Raw genomic sequence first — 14,080 nt, 5'->3', positions numbered from 1 at the left:
CGCGCCCGCGGTCTCCGGCTCTCCACCGTGAGAGCCCCCACAAGAGAGCCCCACCACGAGGGCTCCCCTCCCCGAAAGGCAGGACGGACACGATGAGCGACGCCCGGCGGGACGACGCACGGGCCCGGGAGTCCGACGAGGCGCTGCTCGCCCGGGCCCGCGACTGGCTGGCCGAGGACCCCGACCCGCAGACGCGGCAGGAGCTGGCCGAGCTCGTCGAAGCGCGGGCGGTGGAGGAACTGCGGGAGAGGTTTTCCGGCACTCTCCAGTTCGGCACGGCGGGTCTGCGCGGTGAGCTGGGCGCGGGACCGATGCGGATGAACCGCTCCGTGGTCATCCGCGCGGCCGCCGGAATCGCCGCCCACCTGCGGAAGCAGCGGGGCGAGGGGGGCGGACAGCCGCTGGTGGTCGTCGGCTACGACGCGCGCTACAAGAGCGCCGACTTCGCCCGCGACACCGCCGCCGTGATGGTCGGCGCGGGGCTGCGCGCGGCGGTGCTGCCGTCGCCGCTGCCCACGCCGGTGCTGGCCTTCGCGGTGCGGCACCTGGGCGCGGCCGCCGGGATCATGGTCACGGCCAGCCACAATCCGCCCCGCGACAACGGCTACAAGGTCTACCTGGGCGACGGGTTGCAGATCGTGCCGCCCGCCGACGGGCAGATCGCCGACGAGATCGCCGCCGTCGGCCCGCTCGCCGGTGTGCCCCGGGCGGAATCCGGCTGGCAGGTGCTGGGCGGTGAGGTGCTCGACGCCTACCTGGCGCGTTCGGGTGCCGTCCTGACCGAGGGGTCGCCGCGCGAGGTGCGGGTGGTGCACACGGCGATGCACGGTGTGGGCCACGAGACGGCGCGGCTGGCGTTCGAGCGGGCGGGTTTCCCCTCGCCGGTGCCGGTCGCCGAGCAGGCCGAGCCCGACCCGGACTTCTCCACGGTCGCGTTCCCCAATCCGGAGGAGCCCGGCGCGATGGAGCGCGCGTACGCGACCGCGCGTGCCTGGGAGGCCGAGCACGGCGAGCGCCCCGACGTGATCATCGCCAACGACCCGGACGCCGACCGCTGCGGCGTCGCCGTACCCGACGCGGCGGCCGAGGACGGCTGGCGGATGCTGCGCGGCGACCAGGTGGGCGCGCTGCTGGCCACCCACCTGATCCACAAGCACGCCAAGGGCACGTTCGCGACGACGATCGTCTCCTCCTCGCTGCTGGAGCGCATCGCCGAGTCCGCCGGGCTGCCGTACGCCCAGACGCTGACCGGGTTCAAGTGGCTGGCCCGCGTCGACGGGCTGCGCTACGGCTACGAGGAGGCGCTGGGCTACTGCGTCGATCCGGAGGGCGTCCGCGACAAGGACGGGATCACGGCGGCGCTGCTGGTCGCCGAGCTGGCCGCCGAGCTGAAGCAGGCGGGGCGCACGCTGGGCGAGCTGCTGGACGACCTCGACGTCGAGTACGGCGTCCACGCCACCGACCAGCTCTCGGTGCGGGTGTCCGACCTGTCGTTGATCGGCGCGGCGATGGAGCGGCTGCGCGCCGAGCCGCCGACGGCGCTGGGCGGGCTCGGGGTCGCCCGTACGGACGACCTCACCCAGGGCACCGCGTCGCTGCCGCCGACGGACGGGCTGAGCTACTCGCTGGCAGGCGCCGACGGGGTCGGCGGCGGCCGCGTGGTGGTGCGGCCGAGCGGCACCGAACCCAAGCTCAAGTGCTATCTGGAGGTCGTCGTTCCGGTGGGTGACGCCGCCGGCCTGGGGCCGGCGCGTGAGCGTGGCGCCGCGGTGCTGGCCCGCTTCAAGGACGACCTGAGGCGGGCGACGGGGCTGTAGCGGCGTAGCCGGGCAGGGTTGTCGGGCAGGGCTGTCGGGCGGCTGTTCCGGTTGGTGCGTACCTGCGCACCAACCGGAATAGTCGCCTTCTTGTTCGAGTTCGGGTGGGAGGGGCGTGTCGTCCCCACGACCACCACGAACGGAGGAGCCCGCCCGATGTGGCACGGCGATCAGCTGGACCTCGACGCCTACCTGGCGCGGCTGGGGTACGCGGGGCGGCGCACCCCCGCCCTGGGCACGTTGCGCGCGCTGCACCGGGCCCATGTGCTGACGGTGCGCTGGGGCAACCTGGACTGCCTGCTGCACGGCGATGTCCCGCTCGACCTGGACACCGTCCAGGACAAGCTGGTGCGCCGCGGCCAGGGCGGCTACTGCTTCGAGCACACCGTGCTCTACGCGGCGGCGCTGGAGCGGCTCGGGTTCACCTTCACCGCCGTCTCGGGCCGCCCCCGCATGGGCGCGGACAAGATCCGCCCCGCGACGCACGCGATGGTGCTGGTCACCGTCGAGGGGCGCCGCTGGCTGAGCGACATCGGCTTCGGCACCAGCCCGCTGGATGTCATCGAACTGGTGGACGGCAACGAGCCGACCATCGAGGGGCGCAGGTTCTGGCTGCGGCACACCGAGGTCACCCCGGGTGCCGAGGGCTGGATGCTGCACCAGCAGGACGCCGACGGCGGCTGGATAGCGCGCCACACCTTCACCGAGAACCCGCAGTACCCGGCCGACTTCGCGCTCGGCAACCACTTCATCGCCACCAGCTCCCACTCCCCGTTCAACCGCCGCCCCTTCCTCCAGCGGGTACGCCCCGACCGCACCGACCAGCTCGACGGCCTCACCTGGACGACCACCGCCGCCAGTGGCCTGGCCCCCGAAGAGGAACGCACCGTCGAACCCTCCGAGCTGCCCGAGCTGTTCGCCGACCCCTTCGGCATCGACCTGTCCGAGCAGGACGCCCGGCTGCTGGTCGACCACGTCGAAGGCGACTAGGACTTTTCCTGCGGCTCGTGCTCCGGCAGTTCCCCGCGCCCCTTCGGGGCGCGTCCGCTCTACCGACGAGGGCCCCGGGTGAGGTCTTGGGCGTAGTCGGTCAGGGTGCGCTGGGCCGTCCAGCCCTGGCGGCGGGCCCTGGTGACGTCCAGGACGACGCCGCGCGCCAACTGTGCGACGGCGTAGCGGGTCAGCGGCGGCTCGGCCAAGGGGCGCCGCCGCGCCAGCCGCTCGGCGGCCGTCGCCGCCGCGCGGGCGAACGCCGCCGGAAGGTGCCCCACACGGGCGTGCACCCCGTGGGCGGCCAGGACCGTGCGGACCGCCTCGTCCCTGCTGTAGGGGACCGGGTCCGCGATGTTGTAGGCGCCCGGCGGCCAACCGGCGGCGGCCAGGCAGGCGTCGGCCAGGTTCTCCACAGCCGTCAGGCTCAGCTGCACGTCGCGGCCGGGCAGCAGCAACAGGCCGCGCCGCACCCGCCCCAGCAGCCGCGGCACCAGGTGCGGGTCCCCCACGCCGTACACCGCGCGGGGCCGCAGCACCACCGCACCGGCCGACAGCGCCAGCGCCTCGCCTTCCGCCTTCGTGCGCCCGTAGGCGTTCAGCTGGGCGCCCACCGGGTGCTCTTCCCGCAGCCGCGCCCGCTCCGGTCCCGGGGCGTAGACGCTGGCGCTGCTCACCCACACCAGAGGCCGGCCTGCCGCGGCCCGGAGCAGGGCCGCCGTCCCCGCCACGTTGACGGCGCGCATCGCCGCCTCGCGGGGCGAGCCCGGCACGGGGTCGCCCACGGCGGCGGCGCAGTGCACCACCGTGTCCGCACCGCCCAGGTCCGGGGGGCGGCCCAGCGCCGCGTCCCAGTGGACGTGACGGCCGACGGGTCCCGGGCGCCGGCCCACGCACACCACCTCGGCGCCCTCTGCGGCCGCGGCCCTGGCGACGTGGCTGCCGCAGAAGCCGCTCGCTCCGGTGACGGCGATCGTGGTCACGGTTCCTCCCCTGTCCGACGGGTGGTGCGGTGCTCAGGTGGCGGCCCCCAGCCGTGCCCCGGCGGCCCCGGAGCGTGCTGCGGCGCCGTGCCGCTCCTCTCCTCGGGCACCATGCCGCGCTTCCCCTCGGGCGCGGTGCCGGTGCGCGGGTCCGGGCGGACGGTGAGCGTGCGCCAGGCGGGGAGAGCCGCCCGGCGGTCGGCGCGGGCGCGGACGACGGCGGGGCGGTACGGGGCCAGTGCGGCCAGCAGGTCGGCGAGCTGTGCCCGCGCCAGCCGCGCCCCCGGGCACGCGTGCGGACCCGCCCCGAAGACAAGGTGCGCCACGGCGGCCGGGGCCGGAGCGGCGCCGCACGGCGCGTCACGGTGGGCGCGCACCGCGTGCCGCGCCACCAGGACCAGCCGGTCACCGCCCCGTACCGGGCGGCCCCCCAGCGTCCCCGGCGCTGCCGCCACCCGCGGCAGCAGCGGCGAGGGCGCCGTCACCCGCAGCAGTTCGCCGACGAGCGCGTCCCGCGTGCGCCGGTCACCGGCCTGCTCCCACAGCCCGGCGTCCGCGCACCAGGCGGCGGCACGGGGCAGCGCGGCGACCGTCGTGGTGACGGCGGCGACCGCCACCACGGCGCGCAGCCCGTCGCCGGCGCGCCCGTGCGGCTCGGAAGGGTCCGCCGCGCACCGGCCGGACCGCGCCCTGCCCGGCGGATCGGACAGGGCGGGGTCCTGTGCCAGCAGGCTCTCCAGCCGTGCGGTGGCGCGGGCGGCGGCACGGGCCGCGCCGGGGCGGCGGGGTCCCGGCAGGTGGTCGCGGACGGTGGCTGCCGCCGCTTCGGCCGCGGCCCGCGCGAGCACCCGCGGTCCGGCGGCGGCGCCCAGCAGCGCGCACACCGTGGCGCCCGCCAGCTCGTGGGCCAGGGCGGCGAGGTCGGCCTCGCCTCCGGTCGCGAGGGGGGCGAGGTGGCGGGCGATGACCCGCTGCCACACCGGGCGCAGCCGCTCCACTCCCGCCGAGCCGAGGTCGTCTGCGAGGGTGCGCCGGGTGCCTCGGTGCCCGTTGCCCTGCTGGTCGAAGAGTGCGCCTTCGCCCGCGTGTGCGCGTACGGCGCCGCCCGTCGTCCCGGCCGCCGCGCGGTCCAGCGGCAGCCGGGTGAGCGCGTGGCGGTAGGCCTCCGCGTCGTGCACCAGCACCGTGCGGCCCAGCCGGACGACGGGACGGCGGCGTGCGGCGGCCAGCAGGGCGAACAGCAGCGGGTGCGCGCGGGTGTAGACCCGCCGGTCCCGGCGCCGGGCTGCCCGCACACCGGATGGCCGGGCGGCCCTGGCCGGTGTGCCGGCACGGGGACCGGTGCGCCGCCTCATCGGCCGGCCAGCTGGCGGCGGCGCCCCGCGGCCAGCAGCGCGGTCGCCGCACGGTCGGGTTTGCGTGACCGTCCGCTCAGGGGGATGTCGGCGAGCAGCACGCCGTCGGGGCGGGCCGCGCCCATGCGCCGCAGGGGCTCCCGCAGCGCGGCACGCAGCAGCCGGCGGTCGGCGCCGGGGCTGGGCTGGATGACGGCGACGAGCTGCTCGTCCCCGTTCCCCACCGGGACCCCCACGAGCAGCGCGAGATCGACACCGGGCACGTGGAGCGCGGGCTCGTACAGCCCCGGGTAGATGTTCTCCGCGCGCCGCAGCACCATGTCCTTCACGCGTCCTTCGAGGACGAGACGGCCCCGGCCGTCCAGGTGGGCGCGGTCGCCGGTGGCCACCCACGGGTCGGGGTCCTCGCCGAGGTAGCGGTGGCGGGCGCCTGGACCGGAGAGGAAGAGTTCTCCCGTCGGCCCCGTCTCGGCCTCGACGCCGGGCAGCGGAGCGCCCAGCAGGTCGCCGTCTCCCTCGTACGCCGCCTTGTCGGCCGCTTCGACGGCGGCCGCGGGGAAGAGTTCGGTGAGCGCGTACACGCCCCAGGCCTCGGATGCTCCGGCCTCCTTCACGCGGCCGAGCAGCGCGGCGCCCGCCGGCGCGGAGCCGGTCCACACCCGCCCGGTGAAGCGGGCGTCCGCCGCGAGGGCGGCCCGCAGCTGCGGCGGCGTCAGGTAGGTGGCCTGCGGGCGCAGCCGGCGCAACTGCCGGGCCAGCAGGCGGGGTCGGCGGGCCGGCAGGGCGACGGGGGCGCCCGCGGCCAGGGACGGTACGAGCACGAAGAACGTTCCCCCGAGCACGGGGCTGCCCGCCGATGGGCGCACCAGGTCGGTGACCGTCGCCATGCCGGCGGCCAGGGACGCGCGGGAGTGGACGACGGCGCGGGGCCGGGAGGTGGTGCCCGAGGTGAAGACGATGACCGCGTCCGCGTCCGCGTCGACGGCATGGTCCACCGCGCGGGGAGGCGCGGCGGGAGAGTCCGTCTCCAGCGCGGGCGCGCACCCGGGCAGCCGGGGCCCGAGCGTGGCCAGCGGGCCGCCCAGCCCGGCGAGGTCGGGCAAGGCGAGGTGGGCGCGGCGGGCCAGCGGGCCGGCCCATCCTGCGACGGCCTGCGCGGTGGCGTCCGCGAGCACGAGGTCGGGGCGGGCGAAGGCGAGGCGGGCGCGGAGCACGTCGGGTCCGGCGCCGGGGTCGAGCACGGCGGCGCGCAGCCCCAGCCGCCAGGCGGCCAGCAGCACGGCGAGGGCGCGCGGTCCCGGCCGGACGGCGACCCCGAGGGTGGCGCCGGGGCCCAGGCCCCTGCGGTGGAGGGCGGCGGCGTAGCGGTCTGCCAGGCCGGTCAGGTCGCCGCGGGTGGCACGGACGCGGACGCCGCCCGCGGGGGTGGTGCCCAGCAGCGCCGGCAGGTGCGGGTCGCGGCGCAGCGCCGTGACGAGGGTGTCCAGCATCAGCGTGGGTCCTCTCTGTGTCGTCCGGGGCCCTTGTCGAGGTACCAGCGGGCGGTGCCGAGCAGTCCGTAGGCGCGCAGCCGCCGGGTCGAGTTGCCGACGACCATGCGGCGCTCGCGCGTGACGGCGCTGGTGTGGCGGCGCACCCGGTTGAGGAAGAGCCGGTCGGTGGGCGAGGGGCGCCGCGGCATGCCGCCGACCTGCTGGTAGAGGTGCGCGGTGATCGCCATGTTGTTGCCCGCGTGCATCCGGTAGGGCGCCAGGTAGCCGTGGCGGCGCCGGTGCGCGGGCCTGATCCTGCCGAAGAGCGCGGCGAGGCTCACCAGGAGGCGGAAGGCGGCGCGGCCGAGGGGCCCGTGTTCGTCGGCGCGGGCGACGACGCGTCCGCACACCAGACCCGCACCGCTGCCGAGCGCGGCGCGGGCGGCGGCGGCCCAGCCAGGGTGCGGGAGGCAGTCGGCGTCGGTGCGGGCCAGCGCGGCGGCTCCGTACGCGAGGGCGTACCGGAAGCCGGTGTCCACGGCGCTTCCGACACCCTTCTCCGGTTCGGTGACGACGTGCACGGGGAACGGCGCCCGCTTCGCGAACCGGCGGGCGAGGCGGGCCGTGCCGTCGGTGGAGGCGTTGTCGACGACGACGAGGGTGAAGTCCCTGTCGGTCTGTGCGGCGAGCGCGTCGAGGGTGCCCGGCAGCCGTGCGGCTTCCTGGTGGGCCGGGACCACGACCCACAGGGGGTGGACCGCCGGGACCGGCGCGGTGCCCTGTGCCGCGGGTGCGGCTGCGGCTGCGGCTGCCGGTACGGGTGCGGGTGCTGTCCGTGTCACGACTTCTCCCAGACCATCGTCATGAGGCTGACGCCGCCGCCGAGCCCGACCAGCAGCACCCGGTCGCCGGGGTCGAGTTGGTCGTGCACCCGGTCGAGCTGGATGCCGAGGGTGGCGCTGGCCACGTTGCCGAGTTCGGGCACGGTCACCACCAGCCGGTCCCACGGCACGCCGGTCAGTTCGGCGAACCGCTCCAGGTAGGGGACCGTCACCTGGTGGACGAGGACGTGCCGGAAGTCGTCCCAGCCGAGGCCGGTGCGGTGGCGCACCCGGTCCAGCACGGAGGTGCCGACCTTCTCGAACACGTCGCGCAGCGCGGCGCCGTCACCGTGGAAGTAGGTGTGTGCGTCACCGCGCGGATGCCGCGATCCGCCGCCGGCTATGCCGCCGACGGCCCAGTGCTCCGAGTGGGTCTCGGTGTCGACGTCGAGGATGCCGCCGGCCGCGACGGGCTCCAGCACCACGGCCGCGCCCGCGTCGCCGAAGGTGTAGCCGGCGAACGCGTCCCGGAACTGGCCGAGATCGGCCGGATCGTGGCGCACCGCCCGGCTCGGGGTCTCCCCCGTGACGACCAGCGCCCGGCGGGCCCGCCCCGCCAGCAGCATGGCGCGGGCCAGGTCGATGCCGCCGACGAAGCTGTTGCAGGCGTTGGTCACATCCAGCGCGTGCGCCCGGGAGCCCAGCGCGTCCTGCACGATGTGCGCGGTGGCGGGTTCGGCCACGTCCCTGGTGGCGGAGGCGAACAGGAGCAGGTCGAGGTCCAGCGGGTCCAGCCCGGCCCGGTCGAGCGCGGTGCGGGCGGCCCGGGTGGCGAGCGTGGAGGCGTACTCGTCCTCGGCGGCGACCCGCCGGGTCTCGATGCCGGTGACCCGCTCGAACATCCGCTCGGGAAGCGCGAGCCCGCTGTGCGCGGCGACGGTACGCCGCAGCTGCTCGGAGTCCACGACCCGCCCCGGCAGCGCGGCGCCGACCCCTGTGACGCCGGCCCTCGCACAGCGTGCGGGCCCGTGCGCGGCGGTGCTGTGTATGCCCATGCCAGGAGGCTATGGCGGCCCAGGGGCGCGAACATGAGTGCGCGTACTCAGACCGCGTACGCTAAACACCCGGTGCCGCGGGCGCATTTCGGCCCGGCGTCGGCACGGGCGGGGCCGGCCGGGCGCCGCGACGGCGGGCCACACCAGCGCGCTCTTTCCCTGGGCTGGAACGCCCCTGCCCTGGCGATCGGGGCGGGACCGCGACGGGCCGCCGCCCGCACCGCGGCCCGGGCGGTGAGAGCCGTCAGGGCCGGCCGGGCGCCGCGCGGGTCACCGCGTCGCCAGCGGTGCGGGTCACTGCGTGGCCAGCGGTGCGGGTCACTGCGTCGCCAGCAGTACCGCCAGCAGCACGGCGCCCGCCAGCGCGGGGGCGAGGACCTCGAAGGACCAGCGGACGGTGACCTCGCCCTGGGACTTCTCCTTGGCGCCGTGGTCCTCCACCAGCGCACGCAGCTCGTCGACCGCCTGGTCGGAGGGGGCGCGCTTGTCACTCGCGTCGGCCTCGCCCGCAAGGTCGGGCACCCCGCGTCCGCCGAAGAGCCCGCGCGAGACGGGCGGCCTCCCGGTGGCCACGCGCTCGTTGTGCCGGGTCGCCTTCTTGCGGGCCCGCAGCGAGACGGGGATCGACCACAGCTGGTACTTGCTGCCGCCGGCGACGACCTCGCTGGAGTAGCCGGCGCGGATCGTGTCGACCGTGCCCCAGGGGACCTCGACGGTGCGGAAGGGGTTGCGCACCTTCATCCGGCGCTCCCCCGCGAAGACGGCGGGCCGCAGCGTGAAGGCGACGACGAGGGGGACGGCGAGCAGCAGCCCGGCGAGCGCGAGCCACGGGGTGCGGCCCTCGCCGCCGAAGACGGCGTCACCGGCCAGCCACAGGCCGATGGCGAGCAGCACGATGCCGCCCGCCATCCCGGCGGGCGACCGGTAGACCCGGTCGGGGAACTCCTCCCCCGCGGCTCGGCCCCCGTCGCCCTGGCCCTCGGGGCCGTCGTCCTGGCGCTTGTCCTCGCTCGTCATGCGATCGATTGTGCCCGACCGTCCGGATGGCGGACATTGCGGTACGGCATCGAAACACGCGGCGGAACCGCCCCCCGCCGGCCCCGCTGCGCTGCCGCACCCGGGGACGGCTTCACGCGCGAGCCGTTCCCGCGGGTCCACGACTCGTCCTCCCGTTGGTACCCGGCCGTTCTCCCGTCGGTGCAGGGCCGTTCTCCCGTTGGTGCAGGGCCGTTCTCCCGTTGGTGCAGGGCCCTTTCCGCCGGCGTTCGACCGCATTCCGATTCCGAGGGGTGACACGCGGCTACGCGCGTAGATATGGTGCTCTGGTGAGCATGCCTACCGATGCGGCCCCTCGCGACGCCGGGAGGGGCACCCTCCCCGACGTGACGAGCTCCGACGCCGCTCTCCGCCGCTTCCTGCACGGACTCCCCGGTGTCGACGCGGTCGGGCTGGAAGCCCGGGCAGCGGCGCTGGGAACCCGATCCATCAAGACCTCAGCGAAGGCGTACGCGCTCGACCTGGCGATCTCCATGATCGACCTGACGACCCTGGAGGGCGCCGACACCCCGGGCAAGGTCCGCTCCCTGTGCGCCAAGGGCGCGAGCCCCGACCCGAGCGACCGCACCGCGCCGCGCGTCGCGGCCATCTGCGTCTACCCGGACATGGCGGCCACCGCCCGGCGGGCGCTGGCCGACGCCGGCGCGGGCGAGATCAACGTGGCGTCCGTCGCCACGGCGTTCCCCGCGGGGCGCGCCGCGCTCTCCGTCAAGCTCGCCGACACCCGCGAGGCGGTGGCGGCCGGAGCGGACGAGATCGACATGGTGATCGACCGCGGCGCCTTCCTCGCGGGCCGCTACCTACAGGTCTTCGAGGAGATCCGCGAGGTGCGGCAGGCCTGCGGCGACGCGCACCTCAAGGTGATCTTCGAGAACGGCGAGCTGGCCACCTACGACAACATCCGCCGCGCCTCGTGGCTGGCCATGCTCGCGGGCGCCGACTTCATCAAGACCTCCACGGGCAAGGTCGCCGTCAACGCGACGCCGCCGAACACGCTGCTCATGCTGGAGGCGGTCCGCGACTTCCGGGCGGCCACCGGGCGCCAGGTGGGCGTGAAGCCGGCGGGCGGTATCAGGACGGCCAAGGACGCGATCAAGTACCTGGTGCTGGTCAACGAGACGGCGGGCGGCGACTGGCTCAGCCCCGACTGGTTCCGCTTCGGCGCCTCCAGCCTGCTCAACGACCTGCTGATGCAGCGCCAGAAGCTGACCACGGGCCACTACTCCGGCCCCGACTACGTGACGGTGGACTGAGCATGACCGACAACACCACCCCGCCGAACCCGCCCGCGGCCGGCGCGGCCGCCACGGCGTCGCAGCTGTTCGCGTACGCGCCCGCGCCCGAGTCCCGCGCCGTCGTCGACCTGGCGCCCTCCTACGGGCTGTTCGTCGACGGCGAGTTCCGCGAGGCCGCGGCGGGCAAGGTCTTCAAGACGCTCTCCCCGGCCACCGAGGAGGTGCTGGCCGAGGTGGCGCACGCCGGTGATCAGGACGTCGAGGCGGCGGTGCGGGCGGCCCGCGCCGCGTTCGGCCCGTGGTCGGCGCTGCCGGGCGCCGAGCGCGCCAAGTACCTGTTCCGGATCGCCCGCGTCATCCAGGAGCGCTCCCGCGAGCTGGCGGTGCTGGAGACGCTGGACAACGGCAAGCCGATCCGCGAGTCGCGCGACGCCGACCTTCCTCTCGTCGCCGCGCACTTCTTCTACTACGCGGGCTGGGCCGACAAGCTCTCCTACGCCGGGCTGGGCCCCGATCCGCGCCCGCTGGGTGTCGCCGCGCAGGTCATCCCCTGGAACTTCCCGCTGCTGATGCTGGCCTGGAAGATCGCCCCCGCGCTGGCCGCCGGCAACACGGTCGTCCTCAAGCCGGCCGAGACGACGCCGCTGTCGGCGCTGTTCTTCGCCGACATCTGCCGCCAGGCCGGGCTGCCCAAGGGTGTCGTCAACATCGTCACGGGTGGCGGGGCGACGGGAGCGGCGCTGGTGGCACACCCCGACGTGAACAAGGTGGCCTTCACAGGATCGACCGCCGTCGGCAGGCAGATCGCCCGCACCGTCGCGGGCACGGACAAGCGTCTCACGCTCGAACTCGGCGGCAAGGGCGCCAACATCGTCTTCGAGGACGCCCCGCTCGACCAGGCGGTCGAGGGCATCGTGAGCGGCATCTTCTTCAACCAGGGCCAGGTCTGCTGCGCGGGCTCCCGCCTGCTGGTGCAGGAGTCGGTGCACGACGAGGTGCTCGACGCGCTCAAGCGCCGGCTGGCGACCCTCCGCGTGGGCGACCCGCTCGACAAGAACACCGATGTCGGCGCGATCAACTCCGCCGAGCAGCTGGCCCGCATCACCGAGCTGGCCGAGGCGGGCGAGGCCGAGGGCGCGGAGCGCTGGTCGGCACCGTGTGAACTGCCCGGCGAGGGCTACTGGTTCGCTCCGACCGTCTTCACCCACGTCAGCCAGGCGCACCGCATCGCGCGCGAGGAGATCTTCGGCCCCGTGCTGTCCGTGCTGACCTTCCGCACGCCGGACGAGGCGGTGGCCAAGGCGAACAACACCCCCTATGGCCTCTCGGCCGGCATCTGGACCGAGAAGGGCTCGCGCATCCTGAAGACGGCCAACCAGTTGCGGGCCGGGGTGGTGTGGGCCAACACCTTCAACAAGTTCGATCCGACCTCGCCGTTCGGCGGCTACAAGGAGTCGGGTTACGGCCGCGAGGGCGGCAGGCACGGTCTGGAGGCCTACCTTGAGCACGCCTGAGACGTCACGGGGGCGGCTGGCCGTCCTGAAGACCTACAAGCTGTACGTCGGGGGGAAGTTCCCCCGCTCCGAGAGCGGCAGGGTGTACGAGGTGACCGCAGCGACATCAGCCGCCGGCGCGGCGGGGAAGGGCCAGTGGCTGGCCAACGCGCCGCTCGCCTCGCGCAAGGACGCGCGGGACGCCGTCGTCGCCGCCCGCAAGGCGTTCGGCGGCTGGTCGGGTGCCACGGCCTACAACCGCGGGCAGGTCCTCTACCGCGTCGCGGAGATGCTGGAGGGCCGCCGGGAGCAGTTCGCCGCCGAGGTGGCCGCAGCGGAAGGCCTGCCGAAGGCGGAGGCCCAGGCGGCGGCGGACGCGGCGATCGACCGCTGGGTGTGGTACGCGGGCTGGTCGGACAAGCTCGCCCAGGTGGTCGGCGGCGCCAACCCGGTGGCGGGCCCCTTCTTCAACCTCTCCACCCCGGAGCCGACGGGCGTGGTGGCCGTGCTGGCGCCGCAGCGCTCCTCGCTGCTGGGGCTCGTCTCCGTCCTCGCGCCCGTGCTCGTCAGCGGCAACACGGCGGTGGTCGTCACCTCGCGGGACGCCCCGCTTCCCGCGCTGTCCCTGGCCGAGGTGCTGGCCACCTCCGACCTGCCAGGGGGCGTCGTCAACGTCCTCTCCGGTGACACCGCCGAGCTGGCCCGCCCGCTGGCGGCGCACGCGGACGTCAACGCGGTCGACCTGGCCGGCGCGGAGGGCGAGTTGGCGGCCGAGCTGGAGGCCGCCGCCGCGGAGAACCTCAAGCGCGTGCTGCGGCCCGCGGCGCAGGACCCGGACTGGTCGGCGCAGCCGGGTCTCGAACGGATGACGGCCTTCCTGGAGACCAAGACCGTCTGGCACCCGGTCGGCGCCTGACGTTCGACGCGGGAGAAAAACGCAGAGGAAGAACGGAGAAGAGGGGCCGGAGGGGCCGTGGTGGCCTCCTGCGGCCCCTCTTCCGTCGCCGCGGCGGCCCGTCCGGTACGGGAGCGCACGCCCGCGTTTCCGTACCGCGGCGGTGTTGTCACTCGCCCCGCAGCTTCCGGGCCCAGGGACCGCTCCCGGCCGCGCGGACCGTCCCCGCGGCCACCGCGTCCGCCAGTGTCAGCGAACCGTCGGCGAGAGCGGCGCACGCGTCGGCGTCCAGTTCGAGCCGCGCCCCGGCCTCTTCGGGCGCGGGGCCCTCCGCGTACGCGGGTCCGCCCCGGGGCTCCTCGTCGAGCCGCAGGTGGAAGGTGCCCTCGGGCAGAACCACGTCGACGACGCCCGGTACGTCGCCGGAGCCATCCCGCCGCACGGCGTCCCGCAGGGGGAGGGCCCACCAGTGGGCGCGTACCGCGTCGGTGGGGCGCGGCTTGCCCAGCGCGGGGGCTCCCCACGCGGCGAGCGCGGTCAGGGCCGGCAGCAGCGTGCGGCCGCGTGCGGTGAGTTCGTAGACGTGTCCGGTGGCCGGGCGCGGCGCGCGGCGCCGTTCGGCCAGCCCTTCGGCCTCCATGTGCCTGAGCCGGGCGGCCAGCATGTCGGTGCTGACGCCGGGCAGATCGGCGTGGAGGTCGGTGTAGCGGCGAGGGCCTGCCAGCAGTTCGCGGACGATGAGCAGCGTCCAGCGGTCCCCGACGGAGTCGAGGGCGCGCGCGAGGGCGCAGAACTGGTCGTAGCTGCGGCGGGGCCGCCCGGTGGTGAGGTCGCTCGCGTGGCTCGGCATGTCCGTCAGTCTAGACATGTGGTTGGACTTTCCAAGTCCGGGCTTGGTAGAACCAAGT

General features: G+C 75.5%; 12 protein-coding genes. 5 read left to right on the top strand and 7 right to left on the bottom strand.

The window, feature by feature from the left end:
- The first annotated feature begins 92 nt into the window (after positions 1–92).
- On the top strand, positions 93–1,817 hold the full coding sequence (locus MMF93_RS20900) for a phospho-sugar mutase (protein WP_242753777.1): 1,725 nt from the start codon (positions 93–95) through the stop codon (positions 1,815–1,817).
- Positions 1,818–1,973: 156 nt separating this feature from the next.
- Complete coding sequence (locus MMF93_RS20895) at positions 1,974–2,807, top strand: arylamine N-acetyltransferase family protein (protein ID WP_242753774.1); 834 nt, start codon at positions 1,974–1,976, stop codon at positions 2,805–2,807.
- A gap of 59 nt (positions 2,808–2,866) precedes the next feature.
- Here MMF93_RS20895 and MMF93_RS20890 read toward each other — a convergent pair whose 3' ends face one another.
- From MMF93_RS20890 to MMF93_RS20865, 6 genes are all read right to left on the bottom strand, one after another.
- The gene (locus tag MMF93_RS20890) at positions 2,867–3,790 is read right to left on the bottom strand and encodes an NAD-dependent epimerase/dehydratase family protein (protein WP_242753771.1); all 924 of its coding nucleotides are present in this window, start codon (positions 3,788–3,790) and stop codon (positions 2,867–2,869) included.
- Positions 3,787–5,145, bottom strand: coding sequence for a cytochrome P450 (locus tag MMF93_RS20885; protein ID WP_242753769.1), 1,359 nt, complete (start codon positions 5,143–5,145; stop codon positions 3,787–3,789). The genes MMF93_RS20890 and MMF93_RS20885 overlap by 4 nt, the downstream gene beginning before the upstream one ends.
- Positions 5,142–6,635, bottom strand: a complete 1,494-nt coding sequence (locus tag MMF93_RS20880; RefSeq protein ID WP_242753766.1) for an AMP-binding protein — start codon at positions 6,633–6,635, stop codon at positions 5,142–5,144. Before MMF93_RS20880 ends, MMF93_RS20885 begins: the two co-directional genes overlap by 4 nt.
- A complete protein-coding gene (locus MMF93_RS20875; protein ID WP_242753764.1) occupies positions 6,635–7,459 on the bottom strand; it encodes a glycosyltransferase in 825 nt (274 codons plus the stop codon). The genes MMF93_RS20880 and MMF93_RS20875 overlap by 1 nt, the downstream gene beginning before the upstream one ends.
- Complete coding sequence (locus tag MMF93_RS20870; RefSeq protein ID WP_242753761.1) at positions 7,456–8,493, bottom strand: 3-oxoacyl-ACP synthase III family protein; 1,038 nt, start codon at positions 8,491–8,493, stop codon at positions 7,456–7,458. Before MMF93_RS20870 ends, MMF93_RS20875 begins: the two co-directional genes overlap by 4 nt.
- 318 nt (positions 8,494–8,811) lie before the next feature.
- Positions 8,812–9,510, bottom strand: coding sequence for a PH domain-containing protein (locus MMF93_RS20865; protein WP_242753758.1), 699 nt, complete (start codon positions 9,508–9,510; stop codon positions 8,812–8,814).
- A gap of 314 nt (positions 9,511–9,824) precedes the next feature.
- Here MMF93_RS20865 and deoC point away from each other — a divergent pair, with 314 nt between their 5' ends.
- Genes deoC through MMF93_RS20850 form a run of 3 tightly spaced genes read left to right on the top strand, consistent with a single transcriptional unit; the run spans position 9,825 to position 13,193 of the window.
- Entirely contained in the window at positions 9,825–10,802 is a 978-nt protein-coding gene (deoC, locus tag MMF93_RS20860) for a deoxyribose-phosphate aldolase (protein ID WP_242757682.1), read from the top strand.
- 2 nt (positions 10,803–10,804) lie between these two features.
- Positions 10,805–12,298 carry an aldehyde dehydrogenase family protein gene (locus MMF93_RS20855; RefSeq protein ID WP_242753754.1) on the top strand — a complete coding sequence of 498 codons (1,494 nt, stop codon included), beginning with the start codon at positions 10,805–10,807 and terminating at the stop codon, positions 12,296–12,298.
- Positions 12,285–13,193 (top strand): aldehyde dehydrogenase family protein, encoded by a 909-nt coding sequence (locus tag MMF93_RS20850; RefSeq protein WP_242753751.1) that lies wholly within the window; start codon positions 12,285–12,287, stop codon positions 13,191–13,193. The genes MMF93_RS20855 and MMF93_RS20850 overlap by 14 nt, the downstream gene beginning before the upstream one ends.
- A 148-nt stretch (positions 13,194–13,341) precedes the next feature.
- Here MMF93_RS20850 and MMF93_RS20845 read toward each other — a convergent pair whose 3' ends face one another.
- A complete protein-coding gene (locus MMF93_RS20845; protein ID WP_242753748.1) occupies positions 13,342–14,022 on the bottom strand; it encodes a winged helix-turn-helix transcriptional regulator in 681 nt (226 codons plus the stop codon).
- Positions 14,023–14,080: the final 58 nt, after the last annotated feature.

Source organism: Streptomyces tubbatahanensis, from assembly GCF_022699385.1.
GTDB lineage: Bacteria > Actinomycetota > Actinomycetes > Streptomycetales > Streptomycetaceae > Streptomyces > Streptomyces diacarni.
This window is presented reverse-complemented; position numbering and strand designations above follow the sequence as displayed.